This is a genomic window from Nonomuraea coxensis DSM 45129, from assembly GCF_019397265.1.
GTDB lineage: Bacteria > Actinomycetota > Actinomycetes > Streptosporangiales > Streptosporangiaceae > Nonomuraea > Nonomuraea coxensis.
On record NZ_CP068985.1, the window covers coordinates 3,756,692 to 3,779,347 of the forward strand.

Annotated in this window: 22 protein-coding genes; 8 read left to right on the forward strand and 14 right to left on the reverse strand. The window is 72.7% G+C overall.

Annotation, left to right across the window (positions count from 1 at the left end; translation table 11 throughout):
* Nucleotides 1-3 precede the first annotated feature (3 nt).
* The 3 genes from Nocox_RS17565 to Nocox_RS17575 all read right to left on the reverse strand — a co-directional run bounded on the left by Nocox_RS17565 (nt 4) and on the right by Nocox_RS17575 (nt 2,997).
* Complete coding sequence (locus Nocox_RS17565) at nt 4-1,407, reverse strand: MFS transporter (RefSeq protein ID WP_020540107.1); 1,404 nt, start codon at nt 1,405-1,407, stop codon at nt 4-6.
* Complete coding sequence (locus tag Nocox_RS17570) at nt 1,404-2,081, reverse strand: TetR/AcrR family transcriptional regulator (RefSeq protein ID WP_020540106.1); 678 nt, start codon at nt 2,079-2,081, stop codon at nt 1,404-1,406. The genes Nocox_RS17565 and Nocox_RS17570 overlap by 4 nt, the downstream gene beginning before the upstream one ends.
* Nucleotides 2,082-2,352: 271 nt before the next feature.
* The gene (locus Nocox_RS17575; protein WP_020540105.1) at nt 2,353-2,997 is read right to left on the reverse strand and encodes a biliverdin-producing heme oxygenase; all 645 of its coding nucleotides are present in this window, start codon (nt 2,995-2,997) and stop codon (nt 2,353-2,355) included.
* 207 nt (nt 2,998-3,204) lie between these two features.
* Here Nocox_RS17575 and Nocox_RS17580 point away from each other — a divergent pair, with 207 nt between their 5' ends.
* Together Nocox_RS17580 and Nocox_RS17585 are read left to right on the forward strand one after the other, a co-directional pair.
* A complete protein-coding gene (locus tag Nocox_RS17580) occupies nt 3,205-3,456 on the forward strand; it encodes a type II toxin-antitoxin system Phd/YefM family antitoxin (RefSeq protein ID WP_020540104.1) in 252 nt (83 codons plus the stop codon).
* Complete coding sequence (locus tag Nocox_RS17585) at nt 3,456-3,875, forward strand: type II toxin-antitoxin system VapC family toxin (RefSeq protein WP_020540103.1); 420 nt, start codon at nt 3,456-3,458, stop codon at nt 3,873-3,875. The genes Nocox_RS17580 and Nocox_RS17585 overlap by 1 nt, the downstream gene beginning before the upstream one ends.
* A 3-nt stretch (nt 3,876-3,878) precedes the next feature.
* Here Nocox_RS17585 and Nocox_RS17590 read toward each other — a convergent pair whose 3' ends face one another.
* The 3 genes from Nocox_RS17590 to Nocox_RS17600 all read right to left on the reverse strand — a co-directional run bounded on the left by Nocox_RS17590 (nt 3,879) and on the right by Nocox_RS17600 (nt 7,359).
* Entirely contained in the window at nt 3,879-5,243 is a 1,365-nt protein-coding gene (locus Nocox_RS17590) for a phenylacetate--CoA ligase family protein (protein ID WP_020540102.1), read from the reverse strand.
* Between the two features lie 84 nt (nt 5,244-5,327).
* Nucleotides 5,328-5,990, reverse strand: a complete 663-nt coding sequence (locus tag Nocox_RS17595; protein WP_020540101.1) for a response regulator — start codon at nt 5,988-5,990, stop codon at nt 5,328-5,330.
* Nucleotides 5,991-6,075: 85 nt separating this feature from the next.
* Entirely contained in the window at nt 6,076-7,359 is a 1,284-nt protein-coding gene (locus Nocox_RS17600; protein WP_020540100.1) for a sensor histidine kinase, read from the reverse strand.
* A gap of 383 nt (nt 7,360-7,742) precedes the next feature.
* Between Nocox_RS17600 and lon the strand changes: the two genes are divergently transcribed.
* On the forward strand, nt 7,743-10,100 hold the full coding sequence (gene lon, locus Nocox_RS17605) for an endopeptidase La (RefSeq protein ID WP_026213723.1): 2,358 nt from the start codon (nt 7,743-7,745) through the stop codon (nt 10,098-10,100).
* A gap of 58 nt (nt 10,101-10,158) precedes the next feature.
* Here the strand turns inward: lon and Nocox_RS17610 are convergent, their stop codons facing one another.
* Nucleotides 10,159-10,593 carry a MarR family winged helix-turn-helix transcriptional regulator gene (locus tag Nocox_RS17610; protein WP_020540098.1) on the reverse strand — a complete coding sequence of 145 codons (435 nt, stop codon included), beginning with the start codon at nt 10,591-10,593 and terminating at the stop codon, nt 10,159-10,161.
* 374 nt (nt 10,594-10,967) lie between these two features.
* On the opposite strand from Nocox_RS17610, the gene Nocox_RS17615 reads away from it, so the two are divergent.
* The 5 genes from Nocox_RS17615 to Nocox_RS17635 all read left to right on the forward strand — a co-directional run bounded on the left by Nocox_RS17615 (nt 10,968) and on the right by Nocox_RS17635 (nt 16,474).
* The gene (locus Nocox_RS17615; RefSeq protein ID WP_020540097.1) at nt 10,968-11,921 is read left to right on the forward strand and encodes a methionine ABC transporter ATP-binding protein; all 954 of its coding nucleotides are present in this window, start codon (nt 10,968-10,970) and stop codon (nt 11,919-11,921) included.
* The gene (locus Nocox_RS17620) at nt 11,918-12,574 is read left to right on the forward strand and encodes a methionine ABC transporter permease (protein WP_020540096.1); all 657 of its coding nucleotides are present in this window, start codon (nt 11,918-11,920) and stop codon (nt 12,572-12,574) included. The genes Nocox_RS17615 and Nocox_RS17620 overlap by 4 nt, the downstream gene beginning before the upstream one ends.
* A 10-nt stretch (nt 12,575-12,584) precedes the next feature.
* A complete protein-coding gene (locus Nocox_RS17625; RefSeq protein WP_020540095.1) occupies nt 12,585-13,430 on the forward strand; it encodes a MetQ/NlpA family ABC transporter substrate-binding protein in 846 nt (281 codons plus the stop codon).
* An 87-nt stretch (nt 13,431-13,517) separates the two neighbouring features.
* The gene (locus Nocox_RS17630) at nt 13,518-15,053 is read left to right on the forward strand and encodes an acyl-CoA synthetase (RefSeq protein WP_026213720.1); all 1,536 of its coding nucleotides are present in this window, start codon (nt 13,518-13,520) and stop codon (nt 15,051-15,053) included.
* A gap of 179 nt (nt 15,054-15,232) precedes the next feature.
* The gene (locus Nocox_RS17635; RefSeq protein WP_020540093.1) at nt 15,233-16,474 is read left to right on the forward strand and encodes a S1C family serine protease; all 1,242 of its coding nucleotides are present in this window, start codon (nt 15,233-15,235) and stop codon (nt 16,472-16,474) included.
* 76 nt (nt 16,475-16,550) lie between these two features.
* On the opposite strand, the gene Nocox_RS17640 is transcribed toward Nocox_RS17635, so the two are convergent.
* The 7 genes from Nocox_RS17640 to cydD all read right to left on the reverse strand — a co-directional run bounded on the left by Nocox_RS17640 (nt 16,551) and on the right by cydD (nt 22,650).
* Nucleotides 16,551-17,291, reverse strand: coding sequence for an ABC transporter permease (locus Nocox_RS17640; RefSeq protein ID WP_020540092.1), 741 nt, complete (start codon nt 17,289-17,291; stop codon nt 16,551-16,553).
* Nucleotides 17,284-18,177 carry an ABC transporter ATP-binding protein gene (locus Nocox_RS17645; protein WP_020540091.1) on the reverse strand — a complete coding sequence of 298 codons (894 nt, stop codon included), beginning with the start codon at nt 18,175-18,177 and terminating at the stop codon, nt 17,284-17,286. The genes Nocox_RS17640 and Nocox_RS17645 overlap by 8 nt, the downstream gene beginning before the upstream one ends.
* Complete coding sequence (locus Nocox_RS17650; RefSeq protein ID WP_026213719.1) at nt 18,174-18,497, reverse strand: winged helix-turn-helix domain-containing protein; 324 nt, start codon at nt 18,495-18,497, stop codon at nt 18,174-18,176. The genes Nocox_RS17645 and Nocox_RS17650 overlap by 4 nt, the downstream gene beginning before the upstream one ends.
* Nucleotides 18,494-19,117 carry a hypothetical protein gene (locus Nocox_RS17655; protein ID WP_020540089.1) on the reverse strand — a complete coding sequence of 208 codons (624 nt, stop codon included), beginning with the start codon at nt 19,115-19,117 and terminating at the stop codon, nt 18,494-18,496. Before Nocox_RS17655 ends, Nocox_RS17650 begins: the two co-directional genes overlap by 4 nt.
* Before the next feature lie 82 nt (nt 19,118-19,199).
* Nucleotides 19,200-20,045: an amino acid ABC transporter ATP-binding/permease protein gene (locus tag Nocox_RS43080; RefSeq protein WP_246649873.1), complete on the reverse strand. Its 846-nt coding sequence runs from the start codon at nt 20,043-20,045 to the stop codon at nt 19,200-19,202.
* A 125-nt stretch (nt 20,046-20,170) separates the two neighbouring features.
* Nucleotides 20,171-20,893, reverse strand: coding sequence for a hypothetical protein (locus Nocox_RS43085; RefSeq protein ID WP_246649808.1), 723 nt, complete (start codon nt 20,891-20,893; stop codon nt 20,171-20,173).
* Nucleotides 20,890-22,650: a thiol reductant ABC exporter subunit CydD gene (cydD, locus tag Nocox_RS17665; protein ID WP_020540087.1), complete on the reverse strand. Its 1,761-nt coding sequence runs from the start codon at nt 22,648-22,650 to the stop codon at nt 20,890-20,892. Before cydD ends, Nocox_RS43085 begins: the two co-directional genes overlap by 4 nt.
* Between the last annotated feature and the right edge of the window lie 6 nt (nt 22,651-22,656).

The following is a 22,656-nucleotide window of genomic DNA, read 5'->3' on the forward strand; positions in this document are numbered from 1 at the left end:
CGGTCATTCCGGGGCGAGGACGTTCGTCCGGATGGTCACGAACGTGACCAGCGCCGACACCCCCATCATCGCGGCGCTGACCAGCATCGCGGCCCGGAACCCCGCGTCGAACACCGCGGGGTTCCTGAACGCCTCGCCCACCAGCCCCACCAGGGGCGGCACGGCGGCCACCGCCAGCAGGCCCCCGGTGCGGGCCACCGCGTTGTTGACGCCGCTCGCGGTGCCCGCGTAGCGCTCGTCCACCGTGGCCAGCACGGTCGCGGTCAGCGGCGCGACCGCCGCCGACAGGCCCAGCCCGAACAACGTCACCGCCGGCAGCACCCGCAGCGGGTACGACGCCCCGAACCCGATCGTGCTCATCGCCACGAACCCGGCGCCCGCCAGCAGGATGCCGATCGTCATCGGCCAGCGGGGGCCGTAACGCTTGGCGACGTCGCCGGCCTTGGCCGACAGCAGCAGCATGAGGATCGTCGTCGGCAGCATCGCCAGGCCCGCCGCGATCGGCGAGAACCCCGACACCACCTGCAACTGCACGACCAGCAGGAAGAACGCCACGCCCATGGCGGCGTACATGACCAGCGTCACGACGTTCACCGCCGTGAACACGTGGTTCCTGAACAGCCCCACCGGCACCAGCGCCTCCGGCGACCTGCGCACCTCGACCACGACGAACGCCGCCGCCAGCAGCAGCCCCACGACCAGCGGCAGCGGCGCGGCCTCCTGGATCAGCCCGTACGTGATCCCGGCCAGCGCCAGCGCCGCCAGCGCCGCGCCCAGCACGTCGAACCGCCCGGCCGCCTGCTCGTCCCTGGTCTCCGGCACGTGCCGCACCGCCACCAGCACCACGAGCAGCGCGAACGGCAGGTTGACCAGGAACGCCCACCGCCATCCCGCGGTCTGCACCAGCCAGCCGCCGAGCAGCGGCCCGGCCGCGCTGGCCACGCCGCCGAGCCCGGACCACGCCCCGACCGCGCGCGGCCGGTCCGCGCGGGCGAACGACGCCTGGATGATCGCCAGCGCGCCCGGCGTCAGCAGCGCGCCGCCGACGCCCTGGAGCGCGCGGGCGGCGACCAGGAACTCGATGTTCGGCGACAGCCCGCACAGCGCCGACGCCACCGCGAACCAGATCGTGCCGATGACGAAGACGGTCCGCCGGCCGTACCGGTCGCCGAGCGAGCCGCCCAGCAGGATCAGCCCCGCCAGCGTCAGCGTGTAGGCGTTGACCGTCCACTGCAGCCCGGCCATGCCCGCGTTCAGCTCGCGCCCCAGGAACGGCAGCGCGACGTTGACGATCGTGCTGTCCAGCAGGGCCAGCCCGGAGCCGAGGACGGTCGCGAGCAGCACCCACCGGCCGCGCGCGGACCTCAGCTCCAGATGCCCGCCGGCGGGGGACGACGCATCGCTCACCGCTCCGCCGGCCCGCCCAACTCCGCCGGATTGCCTGGCTCCGCCGGATTGCCTGGCGCGGCTGGATTGCCTGGCGCGGCCGGATTGCTCAGCGCCCGCAGGATGAAGTCGCACACCAGCGCCGCCGCCGCCTCGACGGTGACGCTCCCGCTGATCAGCGGCACCCGCTCGGCGCCGATCACCGCCAGGATCATCCGCGCCGTCGCCGCGACGTCCACCACCCGGAAGTCACCCGCGGCGGCCCCGCTCTCCAGGATGCCGGCCAGCACCCGCTGCATGGGCGCGACATGCTCGGCGAGCTGCTGGTAGGCGTCCGGCCCGAGCGCCGCACCGAGATCGCCCGCCCCCGGGTGCGGATGCGCCAGCAGCCCCTCGAGCTGCAGCCGCACGAACGCCCGCAGCCGGTCGGCCGGCGAGGCGCCGACAGGCAGCTCCCGCTCGTAGCTGTCGATGAAGTAGCTCGTCACCCGCTCGGTGAACGCCAGCAGCAGCGCCGCCTTGTCCGGGAAGTAGTTGTAGAGCACCGTGCGGGTGATGCCGGCCTCGCTCGCCACGTCGGTCATCGAGATCGCGTCGATGCCCTGCGTCCTCGACAGGCGCGAGACGGCCTGGAGGATGCGGTCGCGCGTCTGAGCACGATGCTCACCTATGGTGGCGGCCGAGATCCTGGGCATAGGGCCATCGTAGGCCCGCGCCCTCTGCCGCAGCTCCTCTTGTCCGATGCCCGGCGACAAAACCACAGATCATCCACGGCCACCACGACCCCCGGTTCGGTGCCTTCCGCATCCGGGTCTCCGTCGCCCGTGAGGTCGTTGACGAGGGCCCCGACGCCGGGCCGCATGTCGCGTGCCCTGCAGCCCTTCGTTCTCGGCCGCGACCGGATCACTCCGTGCTGGGCGTGGTCGCGGCGGCCGCAGCCCCGCGGCGAGATGACGCCCGGAGGCGTCAGGCCGCGGTCCTGACGACGTCGAGCAGCTCGGTGAGGACGTCCGTGTTGAGCCGGTACGCCAGCCGTACCTCCTCGATCATCCGACGGCGCTCGCGCTCGTCCAGGTCGAGGGCGTCCAGGCGGGAGCGGTAGTCGTTCTTGAAGCGGGGCAGGCTGCCCAGCTCGTCGAAGAAGTAGAAGTCGACGCCGCCGCCCCTGTCGTAGCCGTAGATCTTCTGCAGCTCCATGCGGATGAACTGGCCGCCGGACAGGTCGCCGAGGTAGCGGGTGTAGTGGTGGGCGATGTAGCCGCACGGCCAGTCGGCCACCTCGCGGATGCGGTCGACCAGGGCGGTCGTGGACCTCGACGGGGTGATGCGGTCGCGCCACGACGGGCCGTAGATCGTCGCCAGGTCGCGTTCGAGCGCCGCCTCGCGGTACAGCTCGGGGAAGACGAAGGCGCCGGCGACCGGGTGGCCGGCCAGGGCGCGGGAGACGCCGTCGAGGGCCACGTACGCGAAGTAGTGCTGGGCCACCATCTCGCCGTACTCGTGCTCGGTCAGGCGTCCCGCCATGAGCTCGGTGAGGTAGCCTTCGGCCTCGGCGGACTGGTGGTCGCCCCAGGTGGCGTTCCTCAAGGTCTCGGAGAACGACGTCGTCACGGCCCACCTCAATCGCACGGTACTTTCATGACGAAGTGTCACAAACACTCCGAGTCTCCGTCAATCCTTTGATGACACTATGTCAGCAAAGCCGGGCTCTCTCCTCATGTACCCGCTAACGTGCCCACGAGTCGCCCACGGCAGCGCCTCGACGGCCGGCGTCAGCGGCATCTATTCTCGGTCTAGACAGACTGGACGGGAGGGTTCATGAGCGGCTGGCAGGTGCAGGAGGCGAAGCAGCGCTTCAGTGAGGTCGTGCGGCGAGCGGTGAGTGAAGGCCCTCAAGTGGTGACCCGGCACGGGGAGGAGGTGGCCGTGGTCATCGACATCGCCGAATATCGCCGCCTGCGAGGAGAGACTCCCGACTTCCGGAAATTTCTCCTGGAAGAACCCGACTGGGACGACGATCTCGATCTTCCCCGCAACCGTGATCTCCCCCGAGAGGTGGACTTCGACTGATGGTCGGCTACCTCCTCGACACGAACGTGGTCTCCGAGGTCCGCAAACGAAACGGCAGCCCGTACGTCCGGGACTGGATCGGCGGAGCCCATGGGCCCACGCTCTACCTCAGCGCTCTGACCGTCGGAGAGATCCGCTGTGGAGTCGAGCTCCGCAGACCCAAGGATCCAGCCCAGGCGACCCTCCTCGAACGCTGGCTGCACAATCTCCACCGGCAGTTCGGCGACCGCATCGTCCCTGTCACACCGGAGGTCGCGGAGGAATGGGGACGGATGAACGCCGTCCGCCCGCTTCCGACGACGGACGGGTTGATCGCGGCGACGGCCAGGGTGCACGGGTGGACGCTGGTGAGCAGGAACGTGAAGGATTTCGCGGGCACCGGCGTGTCCGTGGTCAACCCCTTCGAGCCGCTCGGCTGACCGTCAGCCGCGCGTGTAGCGGTGTTTGGCGCCGGGCGGGAAGTAGTCGGGGTCGCCGGTCTCGCGGAGCTGGATGTCCGGCCGCCGGCGGTGCCGCGGGACATAGGCGGCGAACTCGCTGTTGATGCGGAGCAGGTGGGTCAGGATCGACTCGCCGGCGACCTCGGCGATGCCGGCGGAGGGGGAGACCCCGGGAGCCAGCTCGACGGTGACGGTCAGGCGGCGGTCGCGGCGCTCGTCCTCGACGGCCTCCAGGACGAACCTGCCGGTGACGAACCCGCTGATCTCCGGCTGTTCCAGGCCGATCGCGACGTTCTCCGGGTACACGTTCGCGCCGTAGTAGGAGACGGTGAAGTGGCTGCGGCCGAAGACGTACACGAAGGGCCGCTCGGGGCCGGGCGCGGACGGCACGAAACCGTGGTCGCGGGCGAAGCCGAGCAGCCGGTCGTAGGGGAGTACGCCGCCCTCGTCGGCGATGTGGTAGCGGACCAGCGGGATGCCGTTGTCGCCGGAGAACAGCAGGGTCCCGGCGTCCTCCTCGAAGAAGCGCGTGCTCGGGTCGTACTGCAGGAGCGAGGGCAGCCGCGACGCGCCGAACAGCTCCCTGGCCGCCGCCGGGCGGGCCGCGAGGAAGCGGCGCAGCTCGACCGAGAGCGGCGTCTCGTTCGCCAGGACGCCCGCGTCGGCGGTGCCGTACAGCGAGGCGACGCCGCGCAGCGGATCGGCGATCCCGGCCCGCTCGCACACCAGCGCCCGCCACTCCTCGCTGAAGACCTCGCCCGCCGTGACCAGCTTGAGGTCCCACTCGTGCCAGGGCAGGTCCTCGCCGTCGATGACGTTCTTCAGGAACGGCGGATAGCCCAGCAGCACGACCTGGTCGAAGTGCGGGGCCAGCTCCGGCAGCACCCGCGCGATCTCCCTGCGGTCGGTGCCGGGGGCGACGACCGTGATGGGAAAGCCGCGCTCGGCCAGGTGACGGCAGCAGTTGACGGTGAACAGGCCACCCACCCAGGTGCCGAGCGCGAAACAGACCACGGCCAGCGTACGGCGCTCCCCGGCCGCGAAGGAGTCACGGAACACCTCCTCGAAGCGGGCGGCGACGGCCCGCTCGTCGGAGGCCGAACGCGGCCAGAACGACGGCATGCCGGTCGAGCCCGACGACACCGCGATCATGTCGCCGATGACCCCGTCGCGGCACAGGTCGGGCAGCGGATGACGGCGGACGTAGCCGTCCTTCGTGGTCATCGGCAGCCGCCGGAAGTCCTCGAGGGTCCGGACGCGGGCCGGATCGACGCCGTGCTCGGCGAGGAAGGCGCCGTAGGCGGGGACGGTCGCCGCGACCCGCTGGAAGAGCTCAACCGGTTCCATCAGCCGAATGTACGGCCCCCCGCCTCCCCGCGCACCACCTGCCGTCATCCCCGGCCGCCCTTCCCGGCCGCCCTCCCCGGGCGGTCACTCGCCGGGGCGGACCAGGCCGTTCTCGTAGGCCCAGACGATGGCCTGGGCCCGGTCGCGCAGCCCCAGCTTCATGAGCACCCGCCCGACGTGCGTCTTGACCGTCTGCTCGGCCACGAACAGCTTGCCGGCGATCTCCTGGTTGGACAGCGCCTGCGCGACGAGCGTCAGCACCTCGGTCTCGCGCTCGGTCAGCTCGGCCAGCCGCCGCCCGGCCGCCGCGGGCCGGGGCACGCCCAGCCGGGCGAACTCGTGGATCAGCCGGCGGGTGACCTGCGGGGCCAGCAGCGCGTCCCCGGCCGCCACCACCCGCACCGCCTCGGCGAGCTGCGCGGCCGAGGCGTCCTTCAGCAGGAACCCGCTGGCCCCGGCGCGCAGGGCCTCGTACACGTAGTCGTCGAGGTCGAACGTCGTCAGGATCAGCACCTTCGGCTGCCTGCCGCCCCCGGACAGCAGCTCCCTGGTCGCCTCCAGGCCGTTCATGACCGGCATGCGGACGTCCATGAGCACCACGTCGGGGGCCAGCTCGGCCGCCCTCCTGACCGCCTCCCGGCCGTCGCCCGCCTCGCCCACGACCTGGATGTCCGGCTGCGCGCTCAGGAACACCGTGAACCCGGTGCGCACCATCCCCTGGTCGTCGGCGATCAGAACCCGGATCACCCGTCACCCCTTCCCTGCCTGCCCGCCAGTGTTCCCCGCCTGCCCGCCGGCCGCCCGCTTCCGCGCGCCGAGGCCGTCTTCCCGCTCACCTGTCGTGCGTCTCGTTCGCGCCGGCCCTCGTGATCGGCAGGGCCGCCGCCACCTCGAAGCCGCCGCTGGGCGTCGGGCCCGCCTCCAGCGTGCCGCCCAGCAGCGACGCCCGCTCCCTCATGCCCACCAGCCCCTGACCGGCCCCCGGCGGCCCGCCGTCGCCCGTGCCCCGGCTGTTGGCCACGCGGAGCCGTAACTCCTCGCCCTCGCGCACGAGCTCCACGCCCACGGCGGATCCGGGAGCGTGCCGCATGGCGTTGCTCAGCGACTCCTGCACGATCCGGTACGCCGACAGCTCCACGGCCGGCCCCAGACCGTCCATCGGCCCGGACCGTTTGACCAGCACCGCGAGCCCGGCGGAGCGGGCGTTGGCCACCAGCTCCTCCACCCGGTCGAGGCCCGGTTGCGGCGCGGTCTCGGTGCGGCCGTCCTGGTCGCGCAGCACCCCCAGCACCTGCCGCAGCTCCGCGATGGCCTCCAGCGACAGGTGCCGGATCTCCGCCAGCCCCGCCTCCAGCTGCACCGGATCCCCGGCCGCCCTGATCGGCACCGCCTCGGCCTGGATCGCGATCACCGACATGTGGTGGGCGACCACGTCGTGCAGCTCGCGGGCGATGCGGGCGCGCTCCTCCAGCACCGCCTGCGCGTCCTCCGCGAGCCGGCTGCGCCGCTCCTCCTCCGCCAGCCGGGACGTCGCGGTGCGCCGCACCCGTACGTTGTAGCCGAACAGCACGACCACGGTCACCACGACCGTGACGAGGGCCATCGAGTTGGGGTGTACGATCCACGCGGTCAGCACCGTGACGACCCACACGGCGAGGGTGATCCGCCGGTCGCAGCGCACGGCGACGGAGTAGAGCACCAGCAGGTAGGACAGCACGGTGGTCGCCGGATACGGCGGCTCGCCGCCGCCGACGCGCAGGCTCGTCCACAGGGAGATCGGCAGCAGCACGAAGGCCGTGCGCCAGGCCGCGAGCGGCCACCGGTCGCGGAGCACCACCGGCAGGGCGACCGCGACGCCGCACAGGAACGAGAACGTCCCCGGGGTCGGCACCAAGATCCGGCCGCCCGCGGCGGCCTGGAACGCCCAGTCCCTCACCATGTTCTCGGTGGTGAGGAAGAAGACGACGGCCATCAGGAACTCCGCCGCGCGCACCAGGCTGATCCGTTCGACCGGGACCAGCACCCGGAGCCCGCGCGGGACGGGGAGGGACAGGCGGCGTGACCGGGGCGGAGGGTCGGCGTCGCCCTGGAACAGGGCGAGTGCGAACGGCTGCACAGCCGCCGCACCCAGCTCACGCCACCGTGGAGCCCCGGCTCGTTCCCCCGCCGGGGGCCGCCCGTCCCGACCCCTGCCGGGGTCGTGGGTCGCGCCCTCCGAGGGCTGGGACGAGGGCGGAGACGAGGGCTGGGACGAGGGCGGGGAGTCGTGGATCTCGTCGTCCGCCTGTCCGGGGCGGCGGGGGTGCCGCCGAAGGTGGATCACGTGGTCAAGGCTACGGAACTCGCCGCCCCACTCGCGTCCCCCCGAGGTCTGATCCTGCCTCAACCCCAGGTACCGCTTACATGATTACGATCGCCCTGAGCGAACATCACCAAGAAAGGGAACATCAGGCGGCTCCAATGGATTGAGTCGGTATAACTCAACCCTTTGGAGTTCGCATGAGTGAGAGCTTGACCCTCCCGGTCCTGCCGCTGGACGACGAGGTGGTCCTGCCGGGCATGGTGGTCCCGCTGGACCTGTCCGACTCCGAGGTGCGCGCGGCGATCGACGCGGCCCGTGCATCCGGTGGCAACAAGCCCCGGGTGCTCCTCGTTCCCCGCATCGACGGCCGTTACGGCGCCACCGGCGTCCGCGCCGTGGTGGAGCAGGTCGGGAGGCTCCCCGGCGGCGAGCCCGCGGCGGTCGTCCGCGGCGTGGACCGCGTCCGCGTGGGCACGGGCACGACCGGCCCCGGCGCGGCCCTGTGGGTGGAGGCGCACACGATCGACGCCGTCCCGTCGAGCGAGCGCGCGCACGAGCTGGCCAAGGAGTACAAGGCCCTGGCCACCACGATCCTGCAGAAGCGCGGCGCCTGGCAGGTGGTCGACCAGGTCAACCAGATCGACGACCCGTCGGTGCTCGCCGACAGCTCCGGCTACACCCCTTGGCTCTCCACGGCGCAGAAGGTCGAGCTGCTGGAGGCGGCCGACCCCGCCGACCGGCTGGCCAGGCTGATCGAGTGGTCCCGCGACCACCTCGCCGAGCTCGACGTCGCCGAGACGATCCGCAAGGACGTCCAGGAGGGCATGGAGAAGCAGCAGCGGGAGTTCCTGCTGCGCCAGCAGCTCGCCGCCGTACGCAAGGAGCTCAAGGAGCTCAACGGCGACGCCGAGACCGAGGAGGAGGACTACCGCTCCCGCGTCGAGGCCGCCGACCTGCCCGAGAAGGTACGCGAGGCCGCGCTCAAGGAGGTCGACAAGCTTGAGCGCACGCCCGACCAGTCGCCCGAGACCGGCTGGATCCGCACCTGGCTCGACACCGTCCTCGACATGCCGTGGAACGTCCGCACCGAGGACAACTACGACATCACCGGCGCACGCGCCGTGCTCGACGCCGACCACACCGGGCTGAAGGAGGTCAAGGACCGCATCATCGAGCACCTGGCCGTGCGCAAGCGCCGCCAGGAGCGCGGCCTCGGCGTCGTCGGCGGCCGCCGCAGCGGCGCGGTGCTCGCCCTGGCGGGCCCTCCCGGGGTCGGCAAGACCTCGCTGGGTGAGTCCGTGGCCCGCGCGATGGGCCGCAAGTTCGTCCGGGTGGCGCTCGGCGGCGTCCGCGACGAGGCGGAGATCCGCGGCCACCGGCGCACGTACGTCGGCGCGCTGCCCGGTCGCGTGGTCCGCGCCATCCGTGAGGCCGGCTCGATGAACCCGGTCGTCCTGCTCGACGAGGTCGACAAGGTCGGCGCCGACTACCGCGGCGACCCGACGGCCGCGCTGCTGGAGGTGCTCGACCCGGCGCAGAACCACACCTTCCGCGACCACTACCTGGAGGTCGAGCTCGACCTGTCCGACGTGCTCTTCCTGGCGACGGCGAACGTCCTGGAGGCCATCCCCGGCCCGCTGCTCGACCGCATGGAGGTCGTCACCCTCGACGGCTACACCGAGGACGAGAAGGTCGCCATCGCCCGCGACCACCTGCTGCCCAGGCAGCGGGAGCTGGCGGGGCTGAGCGCCGAGGAGGTCGTCGTCGAGGAGGCCGCGCTGCGCAGGCTGGCCGCCGAGTACACCCGCGAGGCGGGCGTGCGCTCGCTGGAGCGGGCGGTCGGCAGGGTGCTGCGCAAGGTGGCCGCCAAGGACGAGCTGCCGGTCACCGTCGGCGAGGCCGACCTGGTCGACTACCTCGGCCGGCCGCGGTTCGTGCCGGAGTCGTCGCTGCCGGAGACCGCGCAGCGCACCTCGGTGCCGGGCGTCGCGACGGGCCTGGCCGTCACCGGGGCCGGGGGAGACGTCCTCTACGTGGAGGCGTCGCTGGCCGACCCGGAGACCGGCGAGACCGGGCTCACCCTCACCGGCCAGCTCGGCGACGTGATGAAGGAGTCGGCGCGGATCGCGCTGTCCTACCTGCGCTCGCACGGCGCGGAGCTGGAGCTGCCGGTCACCGCGCTGAAGGACCGGTCGGTGCACGTGCACTTCCCGGCGGGCGCCGTCCCCAAGGACGGTCCCTCGGCGGGCGTGACGCTGACGACCGCGCTGGCCTCGCTCCTGTCCGGCCGTCAGGTCCGCGGCGACGTGGCCATGACCGGTGAGATCTCGCTGACCGGGCGGGTCCTGCCGATCGGCGGCGTCAAGCAGAAGCTGCTGGCCGCGCACCGGGCGGGCATCACCACCGTCCTGATCCCGGCCCGCAACGAGCCGGACCTGGACGACGTGCCTGAGGAGGTCCGTGGCGAGCTGACCATCCACGCGGTCAGCGACGTGCGCGAGGTGCTGGACATCGCGCTGACGCCGGCCCAGGTAGGGACCACCGTCGCGGCCTGACCGCCCCGCGGGGGCACGCCCGCCGTCCCTCACCGAGGGGCGGCGGGCGTTGTCGGTCTCACCCCGCGCCGTGGGACTCGTCGGTGATCAGCAACGTCTCCAGCTCCGTGAGCAGCGCGACGGCCCGCGCGGTGTCGGCGGGGTCGCGCAGCGCGGCCCCGACCACCTCGTCCACCGGGCTGGTCGCCCGCCGGAACAGCGCGTGCACGGTCGCGTCGGCCACCCGCACCTGCGTACGCCGGCCGTCGGCCGGGTCCGGCCGGGTCTCCAGGACGCCGCGCTCGCGCATGCGCGCCACGGACGCCGACACGTGGCTCTGCGCGAAGCCGGTGCGGGCCTGGATCTCGCGCACCGCGCTGTCCGGATGGCGCAGGACGTCCACGAAGACGGCCTCCTCGCCGGGGGTGAGCACCGGCCCGCCCGTCTCGCTCTCCGTGGCCTTGGCGAGCTCCACCAGCCGCCGTCCGAGTCTGCGCATCCTCGCGATGTTCATGGGCCGCATATTACATCTCTACCGATACATCTCCACCGATATGACTGGTGTGAGGTGAATCACGAGGGCATGCCGGAATAGCGCCATGCGCACCGGCCGTTTGCATGGGCGTGAACGAGGCATCCGCGACCGACCAGGGCACCCTCAGTGCAGTCCTGTGTTGTCGCCCGCGCATGGGACGCATGCCGGCCCGCTAGCCCCGACCGCCCCGCCCGTTCTCCCCGAAGGTCCTCATGATCGCCCCCGTGTTCGTGCTGCGCAGGCTGAGCCACCTGCCGTTCCCCCCGGGCACCCGCTGACGCCGGCCGGTTCCTCCGCCCGTTGTCGTCCGTCTCCGCGGCCCCGGCCGCTCTCAGTCGTGGGGTAGTTCTTCCGTGATCCAGGCTTCCGGCCTGCGCAAGCAGTACGGCGACGTCGTCGCGCTCGACGGCGTCGACCTGACCGTGCGCGAAGGCGAGATCTTCGGCGTGCTCGGCCAGAGCGGCGCGGGCAAGAGCACGCTGCTGCGCTGCGTCAACCTGCTCGAACGTCCCGACGCCGGCACCGTCACCGTCGCCGGCCAGGACCTGACCGCGCTGCGCGAGTCCGACCTCAACCGCGCCCGCCGCCGCATCGGCATGATCCACCAGCACTTCGCGCTGCTGTCCTCGCGCACGGTCGCGGGCAACGTGGCGTTCCCGCTGGAGATCATGGGCGTGCCCAGGGCCGAGCGCGAGCGCCGCGTCGGCGAGCTGCTGGAGCTGGTCGGGCTGGAGGGCCGCGGCGGGCACCGCCCGCACCAGCTCTCCGGCGGGCAGAAGCAGCGCGTCGGCATCGCCCGCGCGCTCGCCGGCAACCCGTCGGTGCTGCTGTCGGACGAGGCCACGTCCGCGCTCGACCCGGCCACCACGCAGCAGATCCTGGCCCTGCTCAAGCGGCTCAACACCGAGCTGGGCCTGACGATCCTGCTCATCACCCACGAGATGAACGTGGTCAAGACCGTCTGCGACTCCGTCGCCATCATGGCCGGCGGGCGCGTCGAGGAGTCCGGGACCATCGCTGATCTCGTCCGCACCCCCGGATCCCGCCTGACCAGGGAGATCTTCCCGCTGCCCGAGCCGGCGCCCGCCGGCTCCGTGACGCTCACGTTCGCCGGGCAGGCGGGCCGGCCGGTGGTGTCGGAGGTCGTGCGCAAGTTCGACGTCGACCTCAGCATCCTGGGCGGCTCGATCGAGGAACTGGCCGGCGACTCGGTCGGGCGGCTGCGCGTCGCGCTGGAGGGCGAGGACGCCGGGGCGGCGCTCGCGTACCTGCGCGCGTCCGGGCTGATCGTGGAGGAGGCCGCGTGACCTGGGAAGAGATGCTGCCGCTGCTGTGGCCGGCGACGGTGGAGACGGCCCAGATGGTGGGCTGGTCCACGCTGTTCACCGTGCTGTTCGGGCTGCCGATCGGCGTGGCGCTCGTCGTGCTCGACCGGGGCGGGCTGCGGCCGGCGCCCGCGCTCAGGGCGGCGCTCGGGTTCGTGGTCAACATCGGGCGGTCGCTGCCGTTCATCGTGCTGATGATCGCGATCATCCCGTTCACCCGGCTGGTCGTCGGCACCACCATCGGGACCGCCGCGTTCGTCGTGCCGCTCACCGTCGGGGCGGTGCCGTTCTTCGCCCGGCTGGTGGAGACCGCGCTGCGCGAGGTCGGCACGGACGTCGTCCAGGCCGCCCAGGCCATGGGCGCGAGCCGGGCCACGGTCGTGCGCAAGGTCCTGCTGCCCGAGGCCATGCCCGGCCTGGTCGCCGGGCTGACGGTGACCGTCGTCGCGCTCATCGGCTACTCCGCCATGGCCGGCACGCTCGGCGGCGGCGGGCTCGGCGACCTCGCCGTCCGCTACGGCTACCAGCGCTTCGAGACGCTGCTGATGATCGTCACCGTCGTGCTGCTCATCGTCATCGTGCAACTCCTGCAGAGCCTGGGCGACTGGGTCGCCCGGCGTCTATCGCACAAGTAAGGAAGAGATCATGAACATCCGTCGTGTCCTGGGTGCCGTCGCCCTGTCGTTGTCGCTCGCCGCATGCGGTACGTCGCAGTCCGCGACGGACGCCGCGCCGGAGGCCGGCGGCAAGACCGCCGAGTCCGCAGACACCGTGCTCAAGGTGGGCGCGAGCCCCGTCCCGCACGCGGAGATCCTGACCTTCGTCAAGGACAACCTGGCCCCCGCCGCCGGGCTCAAGCTGGAGATCGTGGAGTTCACCGACTACGTCCAGCCGAACGTGCAGCTCGACGAGGGGCAGCTCACCGCCAACTTCTTCCAGCACAAGCCGTACCTGGACGACTTCAACGCCTCCAAGGGCACCAAGCTGGCCTTCGCCGCCCCGGTGCACCTGGAGCCGCTGGGTCTCTACTCCAAGAAGGTCACCGAGCTGTCGGCGCTGCCGTCCGGCGCCACCGTCGCCCTGCCGAACGACGCCACCAACCTCGGCCGCGCGCTCAAGCTGCTCGCCGACAACGGCGTGGTCACCCTCAAGGAGGGCGCCGGCACCGCGGCCACCGAGCGTGACGTCGCCGCCAACCCGAAGAACCTGACCTTCAAGGCGCTGGAGGCGGCCCAGCTCCCGCGCTCGCTGGACGACGTGGACGCCGCCGTGATCAACGGCAACTACGCCCTCGAAGCCGGGCTCAAGCCCGCCTCGCAGGCGCTCGCGCTGGAGAAGACCGAGGGCAACCCGTACGTCAACGGCCTGGTCGTGCAGGCCGGCCACGAGAAGGACGCCGGCATCGTGACCCTCGGCAAGCTGCTGCAGGACCCGAAGACCAAGGAGTTCATCCAGCAGAAGTACGAGGGCTCGGTCATCCCGGCTGAGTAAGTCCTCCTGGCTTGACCGGGAAGGATGACGGGCGGGCGGCGTCCGCGTGCTGGCGCGCCCGCCCGCCTACCGAATACTGTTCTGGTCATGCATCCGGGAGCCATCGCAGCAGTCACCCCCGACAAGCCCGCTGTGGTCATGGCGGGCTCCGGACGGATCGTCACCTATCGCGAGCTGGACGAGGAGTCGAACCGGCTGGCGCACCTGTTCCGCGCCGCCGGGCTACGGCCGGGCGACCACATCGCGTTCATGCTCACCAACCATCCGCTCTTCCTGTCCGTCGCCTGGGCGGCGCACCGGTCGGGCCTGTACTACACGCCCATCAGCTCCCGGCTGCAGACCGACGAGCTGGCGTACATCGTGGACAACTGCGGCGCGCGGGTCTTCATCTCCAGCGCCGACCTGGCCGACGTGGCCGCCTCCATCACCGACGCCACGCCCAAGGTCGAGCTGCGCCTGATGATCGACGGCGTCGCCGAGGGCTTCGGCTCGTACGAGGAGGCCGTCGCCGGGCAGCCGGTGACGCCGGTCGAGGACGAGTGCACCGGCGCCGACATGCTCTACTCCTCGGGCACCACCGGCCGCCCCAAGGGCGTCAAGGTGCCCGCGCCGCACGGCCCCCTGGAGGAGCCCGGGACGCTGCTCCAGCTCATCTCGGCGCTGTTCGCGCCCTCCGCCGACAGCGTCTACCTCTCGCCCGCGCCCCTCTACCACGCCGCCCCGCTGCGCTACTGCATGACGTTCCAGCGCCTCGGCGCCACGGTCGTGGTCATGGAACGCTTCGACCCCGAGCAGTACCTCGCGCTGGTGGAGCGCCACAAGGTCACGCACTCGCAGCTCGTGCCGACCATGTTCATCAAGATGCTGAAGCTGCCCGAGGAGACCCGGGCCCGCTACGACCTGTCCTCGCTCAGGTACGCCATCCACGCCGCCGCGCCCTGCCCCGTGCCCGTCAAGGAGCAGATGATGGAGTGGTGGGGGCCGATCATCCACGAGTACTACGCGGGCACCGAGGGCAACGGCTTCCTCTACGTCGGCCCCGAGGACTGGCTCAAGCACAAGGGCACCGTCGGCCGCTCCCTGCTCGGCGTCGTGCACATCTGCGACGAGGAGGGCGAGGACGTGCCCGCGGGCACGCACGGCACCATCTTCTTCGAGAACGGCGGCCGTTTCGAGTATCACGGCGACCCGGCCAAGACCCGCTCCGCGCAGGACCCGAAGGGACGCGGCTGGACGACTCTCGGCGACATCGGCTACCTCGACGAGGACGGCTTCCTCTACCTCACCGACCGCCGCTCGTACATGATCATCTCCGGCGGCGTGAACATCTACCCGCAGGAGGCCGAGAACGTGCTGTCGGTGCACCCCAAGGTCGCCGACGTGGCCGTCTTCGGCGTCCCCGACGAGGAGATGGGCGAGCAGGTCAAGGCCGTGGTCGAGCCGGTCTCCATGGACGAGGCGGGGCCTGGGCTGGAGGCGGAGCTGATCGCGTACTGCCGCGAGCGCCTGGCCCACTACAAGTGCCCGAAGTCGATCGACTTCCGCAGTGAGCTGCCCCGCCACCCGACGGGCAAGCTCTACAAGCGCCTGCTGCGCGACGAGTACTGGCCCGCCCGCTCCTGAGCTCGCGAGGGGCGGCCCGTTCCCCGGGCCGCCCCGCCCTGCCGTCATCGCGCTGGTGGTGGTCCTGCGCGGCCACGGCGTTCTGCCGCCGCTTCTCATGGAGTTCTGATCAGCGGCTTAACCAGGTCTTACGCGGCCCTTGGCACCCTTGAGTCAGAGAATCCTCGAGGAGATGACAGATGGACGCGAACGAGCCTCGCGAGCAGGGCACCGGCTGGAGCCAGTTCGGCGCCACCCCGCCGGCCGCCGGGGGCTTTCCCCGGCGGGACACGATCATCATGGAGCAGCCGCCCCCGCCGCCTCCCGCGCCCCCGAAGAAGCCCTTCTACGGCGGCAAGGCCGTCGCCGGGCTCGCGCTGGCGGCAGCGGCCGTCGGCGGCGGGATCGTCGGCGGTGTCGTCGCCAACGCGTTCCAGCCCGACCCCGTCTCCGTCACCACCACCTCCAACACCGGCGCGCCGAGCCCGGTCTTCAGGACCGCCTCCAGCGACCTGACGGTCGCCGAGGTGGCGGCCAAGGTGCAGCCCAGCGTGGTGATGATCCAGGGTCAGAGCGGCGAGGGCTCCGGCGTGGTGCTGTCGGAGGACGGCCTCATCCTGACCAACAACCACGTCGTCGTCGGGGCCGCCCAGGGCGGCGGGCAGATGACGGTCAAGTTCAGCGACGGCAGGACGGCCAAGGCCAGTGTGGTCGGCACCGACCCCGCCACCGACCTCGCCGTCATCCGCGCCGAGGGGGCCTCCGGGCTGACCAAGGCCACGCTCGGCGACAGTGACCAGCTCAAGGTCGGCGACGACGTGCTCGCCATCGGCAGCCCGCTCGGCCTCGACGGCTCCGTCACCAGGGGCATCGTCAGCGCCCTCGACCGCACCCTGACGGTCGGCGGCGAGCAGCGTCAGCAGCTTCCGCCCGGCTGGGGCCAGGAGCAGCAGGGCCAGACCGGGGAGCCGACCACGATCGGCGGCGCCATCCAGACCGACGCCTCGATCAACCCGGGCAACTCCGGCGGCGCGCTGGTCAACGCGGCCGGCGAGCTGATCGGCATCAACACGGCCATCGCCTCGGAGGCGGCCGGCGGCGGCGTCGGCTTCGCCATCCCGGTCAACACCGCCAAGCAGGTCGCCGACCAGCTCATCAGCTCCGGCAAGGTCACCCACGCCTTCCTCGGCGTGAGTGTGACGGATGCCACAGGCGACGTTCCCGGCGCGCTGGTCAGGGAGATCACCGCCGGAAGCCCCGCGGAGAAGGCGGGTCTGCGGCAGGGCGACCTCATCACCAAAATCAACGACAAGGCGGTTGACGGTGGCGATACGGTTGTCGGACAGGTCAGAGGTTTCAAACCCGGTCAAGCGGTCAAGATCACATATATGAGGGACGGGCAGGCCCACGACGCCACCGTCACCCTCGTCGAGAAGAAATAACAGGACCCCCTCTTGGACGGGTGTGCCGTCGAGATCGCTGCGGACTCGGCGGCACACCCCCCCATTCGTGCCGGGATCAGGAGAAGCGCCGCCCCTCGTCCCGCCGGTACGCCCAGGCGGCCGCCGCCGCCGTCGCGACCGTCCAGACCCCCAGCATCACCAGCGGCACGACGCCAGGAGGGGTCCCGGCGACCGCCCACCAGATCAGCTCGGCCGCGCCCCTCGTCGGCACGTACGGCGAGACGGCCTGGACGAAGCCCGGCAGGATCTGCGGCGGCAGCAGCAGCCCGCCCACGATCGCCATCGGGAAGAACAGCACCTGCGCCACCGCCATCGCGGCCTTCGACGACAGCAGCAGCCCGACGAGCAGCCCCATCAGCATGAACGGCACGCTCCCCGCGACCAGCGCGCCCAGCCCGAGCAGCAGCCGCCCCGGCGTGATCGTCGCCTCGGTGAACAGCGCGGCCACCAGGACCACGGGGACCACCGACACCATCATCACGGCGAGCGTCGAGAGCATCCGCCCGGCGAAGCGCGGGAACGGCCCGGCGGGCAGGGTGCGCAGGTAGGGGTTCCACGGCAGCTCGCGGTCCTGCGACACCGAGATGGCGAGCCCGATCAGCGCCGCCGACATCGCGCCGAAGAACATCAGGGAGCCGGTCGCGGTGGTCGCGGCCACCGGGTCCTGGCCGGCGAACGGCACCACGAACGCCACCATCGACACGGCCGGGAACAACGAGCTGGCCAGCAGCCCGATCGGGACCCTGATCTGCTCCAGCAGAAGATAGCGGGTGTGTGCGACGACCAGGCTAGACATGGGCGCTCTCCTTCTGACCGGACGTGGCGGTGAGGGCCAGGAAGGCCTCCTCCAGGGTGGTGGGCCGGATCTCCAGCCCCGAGAACGGAGCCCCGCTGCGCACCAGCTCGACCACCAGCCGGTCGGGGTCGGTGGTGAGCAGCTCGACCCGGCCGTCCCGGTGCTCGGAACCGAGGACGCCGGGCAGCTCGGGCAGGTCCGCGGCGGTGAGCGACACCTTGCGGACGCCCACGACGTCGCGCACGGCCGCCACCGTGTCGTCGGCCAGCACCCGTCCATGGCCGACGACCACGACCCGCTCGGCCAGGGCCTCGATCTCCTCCAGGTAGTGGCTGGTCACCAGGACCGTGCCGCCCTCCTGGTGGAAGGACCTGATGCCGTCCCACAGCGTCCGCCTGGCCTCGACGTCGAGGCCGGTCGTGGGCTCGTCGAGGAAGACCAGGCGCGGGCGGCCGGCGAAGGCGAGCGCCACGGCCAGCCGCCGCCGCTGCCCGCCCGACAGGCCGCCGACCTGCCGCCGCGCCAGGTCCTCCAGGCCGAACCTGGCGAGCAGTTCGCCCCGCTCCACCCGGTCGGGGAAGTGCGCCGAGACGAAGTCGACGATCTCGCCGACCCTCAGCGACTCGGGCAGGCCGGTCTCCTGCGGGGTCACGCCGATCTCGCGCCGCCGTGCCGGGTCCAGCGGCGAGCCGCCGAACAGCTCGACCGTGCCCGAGGACGGGCGGCGCAGGCCGACGAACAGGTTGATCAGGGTGGACTTGCCCGCGCCGTTCGGGCCGAGCAGGCCGACGAGCTCACCGGCCCTGATGTCCAGCGAGACGCGGTCGAGCGCCGGCACGTCGCCGTAGCGGCGGCCGGCCTCGACGGCCCTGGCGAGGATCGTCACGGAGTTCCTCCAGCGGGGTCGAGCAGGGCGCGGATCGCCCTGGTGTAGTCCTCGAAGGCCAGCCGCCCGCGCCTGGTCAGCGCGACGTACGTGACCGGGGTGCGGCCCTTGTGGGTCTTGGTGATGCGGACGTACTCCGCCTCCTCCAGCTTCGTCAGGTGGACCGAGAGGTTGCCGGCCGTCATGCCGAGCAGGTCCTTGAGCGAGCCGAAGGTCATCTCGTCGCCGTCGCCGAGGACGTTGAGCGCGGCGACCACCCGCAGCCTCGCCTGCGCGTGGATCACCGGGTCCAGCTCGGGCGGCGCCTTGTCCGCCGTCATGAGCGGCGCCTCCACCACAGGCCCGCCACGATGAACCCGCCGCCCAGCAGCACCGCCGTCAGCAGCGCGTGCCAGCCGGGGCCGAGCAGGATCCCCAGGAGGTTGACGGCCGCGGTCCAGACGCCGACGGAGAACATCTGACGGCTGAACCACACGGCGCCGCCCACCATGTAGAGCACCGCCACGATGGTCAGCATCGAGCCGCCCCAGAGCAGCTGGCTCTCCGCCGGCGGCACCAGGGGCGCGAGCCGGATGTCGAGCACGGCCGTCAACGCGATCCCGGCGAACCATGACCAGCCGTACATCGTGCCCCGGTCCCTGGTCGTGCCGCGGACCTGCCGGTTGGCGCGGGTGATGCCGTAGCCGGCCACCGCGCCCGCCACGAGCTGGGCGGCGGTCAGCAGGACGACCGCCGCGCCCTGGCTGATCGGCGCGTAGGACCGCCCGTCGAGCCCGAGGTGCAGGAACAGGGCGGTGAAGCCGATCAGCCAGGCGACCCCCCAGGGGAGGTAGAGCAGCAGCGGGTCGATGTAGATGTGCCGGGCCGCGGCGGCCTGCTGCGCCTCGATGACGCGCAGTGTCTCCTCGGGGGTGGGCGCCCGCTCGTCGTCGTCAAGCATCCAAACTCCTCGGTCAGCCAAACTGGTTTGAATCATAAACCTGATGGCGCCGAAAACACAACGTCCGGCCGTACGGGGCCGGTCAACGCCGGGTGAGGACCTCGGACTTCCACAGGTCGCGGTAGTAGCCGGGTACGGCCACCAGCTCGTCGTGCCGGCCGCGCTGGGTGACCCGGCCCTCCTCCAGCACCACGACCTCGTCCACCGACTCCAGGCCCTTGAGGCGGTGGGTGACCAGCAACGTCGTGCGGTCCCTGGTGACGTCGAGCAGGTCGGCCATCAGCCGGTCCGCGGTCTCCTCGTCCAGGGCCTCGGCGGGCTCGTCCAGCAGCAGCACCGGAGGGTCGTACAGCAGGGCCCGCGCCAGCGCCAGGCGCTGGAGCTGGCCGCCCGAGACGGTCCTGCCGTCCTCGCCCAGCTCGGCGTCCCAGCCGGTGCGCTCCACCCAGTCGCCGAGGCGGGCGTCGTCCACGGCGCGGCGCAGCCGCTCGTCGTCGGCGTCGGGACCGGCCAGGCGGAGGTTGTCGCGCAGCGTCGTGCGGAAGATGTACGGGTCCTGGGTGAGGCCGGTCATGAGCGCGCGCACGTCGTCGCCGGCCAGGTCGCGGACGTCCGCGTCGTTGACCCTGATGCGCCCGGACTCCGGCTCCACCAGCCGCATCAGCGCCGACAGCAGGGTGCTCTTGCCCGCGCCGCTCGGCCCGACGATCGCGACCCGCCTGCCGGGCGTGAGCCGCAGCGAGACGCCGTCCAGCGCGGGCCGGGTCTCCCGCCCGCGGGGGGCGGGGGAGTGGCGGACGACCAGGTCCTCGACCTCGACGGTCAGCGGGGACTCCGGCCGCGGCGCGGGGGCGGCCGGCTCGGCGACGGCCGGGGCCGCGGCGCGGACCTCGCGCAGCCGGCGCAGCGCCGCCGTGATGCCCGCCATCCGCTCGCCCGCCGCCGCGAGCGGCAGCACCGGCTCGAACGCCACCAGCGCGGTCAGCGCGAGCACCGCCGTTCCGACCGAGCCCACCTGCGCGCCCTGGGCGAGCAGCACGACGGCGGCGACGGTCAGGCCCTGCACCAGGGTGCCCCCGGCGAGGGCGGCGGCGTGCACGCGGGCCTGGCGGCGTTCGAGGGCGGCCAGCGCCTCGTCGGCGGCCTCCGCCCGGCGCAGGGCCGCCTCGTCGGCGCCGTACGCGGCCAGGTCCGCCGACCCGTGCACCAGGTCCGCCACCCGGCCCGCCAGCTCCGCGCGGGCGGGCGCGATCCTGGCCGCCCAGCGCGGGCGGCCGCCGCCGTGCCCGCGGGCAGCGCGAGCCCGGCCAGCGCCAGCCCGGCCACCAGCACCAGCGCCGCCAGAGGCAGGACGGTCAGTCCGATGACCACGGCCGCCAGCCCGGCCACCGCCGCCGCGGCGGCCGGCAGCAGGCAGCGCACCAGCAGGTCCTGCACCGCCTCGGTGTCGTCCACCATGCGGCTCAGCAGGTCGGCGCCGCCGTGGCGGGGCCGCTGCGGCGGGATCAGCGCGTCGTAGAGGTCCTCGCGGGTGCCGGCCTGGGCGCGCAGGGCCACGTCGTGGCCGGTGAGGCGCTCGACGTAGCGGAAGACGCCCTTGCCCGTCGCGAACGCCCTGGTCGCCACGATCGCCACGCTCAGCGCGGCCAGCGGCGGCTGCTGGGCGGCCCTGGTGATCAGCCAGGCCGCCGCCGCGATCAGCCCGAGCCCGGCCAGATCCGCCGCCGCCCCGGCCAGCACGGCCCACAGCAGCCGCTTGCCCATGACCCGCCTCATGCCTCGACCCCGCTCTCGCCCTGAACGGCCGCCACCCGCTCACCCTGCCGCCCGGCACCCGGCTCGCCCGGCTCGCCGGGTCCGCCGGGCCCGCCGGGTTCTGCGGGTGCGCCGCTGTCGGCGACGACGCGGCCGGCGTGCAGGCGGACGATGCGGTCGGCCAGGTCGATCATCGCCGGCCGGTGGGCGACGACGACGGCCGTGCGGCCCTGGGCCAGCTCGGCCGTGCCCGCCACCACCGCCGCCTCGCTCCGCCCGTCCAGGCGGGCCGTGGGCTCGTCCAGGAGCAGCACGGACGCCTCCGGCCGGCAGAAGGCGCGGGCCAGCGCGACCCGCTGGCGCTGCCCGGCCGACAGGTTCGCGCCCCGCTCGCCGACCACGGTCGCGAAGCCCTGAGGGAGCGCGGCCACGAAGTCGGCGCTCGCGGCCTCGGCGGCCCGGCGCACGTCGTCGTCGGAGGCCCCAGGCGCGCCGAGGCGGATGTTGTCCGCGACCGACGTCGCGAACAGGTGCGGCCGCTGCGCCACGAACGCCAGCCGCGCCCGCCACCCCGCCGGGTCCAGCTCCCGCAGGTCGGCGCCGTCCACGAGCACCCGGCCCGCGGCCGGCTCCACGAACCCGAGCAGCAGGTGCAGCAGCGTGCTCTTGCCGCCGCCGCTCTCGCCCACCAGCGCCACCCGCTCCCCGGGCCTGATGGTGAGCGTGACGTCCTCCAGGGCGGCGGCCTCGCGCCCTGGATAGCGTACGGTGACGTTCTCCAGCCGGATCTCCGGCGGGCCCGCCGACGGCGGCGCGGCCTGGCCGGAGCCCTCGCGCCGCGTGTCCCCTGCCGTGTCCAGGACGGCGAAGGCCGCGTCGGCCGCCGCCACCCCCTCCATGGAGGCGTGGAAGCGCGTCCCCATGGCCCGCAACGGCAGGTACGCCTCCGGCGCCAGCAGCAGCACCAGCAGCCCCGTCGTGAGGTCCAGGGAGCCGCCGAGCAGCCGCAGCCCGATCGGCACCGCCACCAGCGCCAGCGACAGCGACGCGCACAGCTCCAGCACCAGCGACGACAGGAACGCCACCCGCAGCGTCCGCATCGTGGCGCTCCGGTGGGCCTCGGCCACCTGCCGGATGACGCCGGCCTGGTAGCGGGCCCGGCCGAAGGCGCGCAGCGTGGGCAGGCCGCGTACGACGTCGAGGAAGTGCCCGCCGAGCCGCGACAGCGCGAGGTACTGCCGCTCGGTGACCGCCTTGGTCGTCATGCCGACGAGCGCCCCGAAGATCGGGATGAGCGGCAGCGTGGCGAGCACGATGACCGCGCTGGCGAGGTCGGCGGCGAACAGCCGGACCAGCACGGCGACCGGCACCACCGCGGCCACCGCGATCGACGGCAGGTAGCCGGTGAGGTAGGCGTCCAGGCCGTCGAGGCCGCGCCCGGTCAGCGTGACCAGCTCGCCCGAGCGGTGCGCGGCCAGCCCTCCCGGCCCCAGCTCGCGCAGCCGGGACAGCAGCCGGCGGCGCAGCGCCGACTTCACGCCGGTCGCGGTGCGCCCGGCGAAGACGCCCTGGGTCCAGGCGAGCAGCGCCCGCACCCCGACGACGGCGGCCAGCGCGCCGAGCGCGGCGGCGGTGAAGCGGCCGGACAGCACGCCGGCCAGCAGCTCGGCCTGCACCAGCACGAGCAGCCCGGCGAGCACGGCCGCCACCAGCGTGACGGCCAGGTGGAGCCGCACCGCCCGCTCGGCCCGCATGAGCCGCAGAAGATCCTTGTGCACGTGCCC

What these genes read in the sequence shown, in the direction of transcription:
- Nocox_RS17570 (WP_020540106.1), bottom strand. Translation starts at nt 2,081, where the DNA reads ATGCCCAGGATCTCGGCCGCCACCATAGGTGAGCATCGTGCTCAGACG.
- Nocox_RS17580 (WP_020540104.1), top strand. Translation starts at nt 3,205, where the DNA reads ATGAGCGGCTGGCAGGTGCAGGAGGCGAAGCAGCGCTTCAGTGAGGTC.
- Nocox_RS17585 (WP_020540103.1), top strand. Translation starts at nt 3,456, where the DNA reads ATGGTCGGCTACCTCCTCGACACGAACGTGGTCTCCGAGGTCCGCAAA.
- Nocox_RS17590 (WP_020540102.1), bottom strand. Translation starts at nt 5,243, where the DNA reads ATGGAACCGGTTGAGCTCTTCCAGCGGGTCGCGGCGACCGTCCCCGCC.
- lon (WP_026213723.1), top strand. Translation starts at nt 7,743, where the DNA reads ATGAGTGAGAGCTTGACCCTCCCGGTCCTGCCGCTGGACGACGAGGTG.
- Nocox_RS17610 (WP_020540098.1), bottom strand. Translation starts at nt 10,593, where the DNA reads ATGAACATCGCGAGGATGCGCAGACTCGGACGGCGGCTGGTGGAGCTC.
- Nocox_RS17625 (WP_020540095.1), top strand. Translation starts at nt 12,585, where the DNA reads ATGAACATCCGTCGTGTCCTGGGTGCCGTCGCCCTGTCGTTGTCGCTC.
- Nocox_RS17630 (WP_026213720.1), top strand. Translation starts at nt 13,518, where the DNA reads ATGCATCCGGGAGCCATCGCAGCAGTCACCCCCGACAAGCCCGCTGTG.
- Nocox_RS17635 (WP_020540093.1), top strand. Translation starts at nt 15,233, where the DNA reads ATGGACGCGAACGAGCCTCGCGAGCAGGGCACCGGCTGGAGCCAGTTC.
- Nocox_RS17640 (WP_020540092.1), bottom strand. Translation starts at nt 17,291, where the DNA reads ATGTCTAGCCTGGTCGTCGCACACACCCGCTATCTTCTGCTGGAGCAG.
- Nocox_RS17650 (WP_026213719.1), bottom strand. Translation starts at nt 18,497, where the DNA reads ATGACGGCGGACAAGGCGCCGCCCGAGCTGGACCCGGTGATCCACGCG.
- Nocox_RS17655 (WP_020540089.1), bottom strand. Translation starts at nt 19,117, where the DNA reads ATGCTTGACGACGACGAGCGGGCGCCCACCCCCGAGGAGACACTGCGC.
- Nocox_RS43080 (WP_246649873.1), bottom strand. Translation starts at nt 20,045, where the DNA reads ATGGCGGGCATCACGGCGGCGCTGCGCCGGCTGCGCGAGGTCCGCGCC.
- Nocox_RS43085 (WP_246649808.1), bottom strand. Translation starts at nt 20,893, where the DNA reads ATGAGGCGGGTCATGGGCAAGCGGCTGCTGTGGGCCGTGCTGGCCGGG.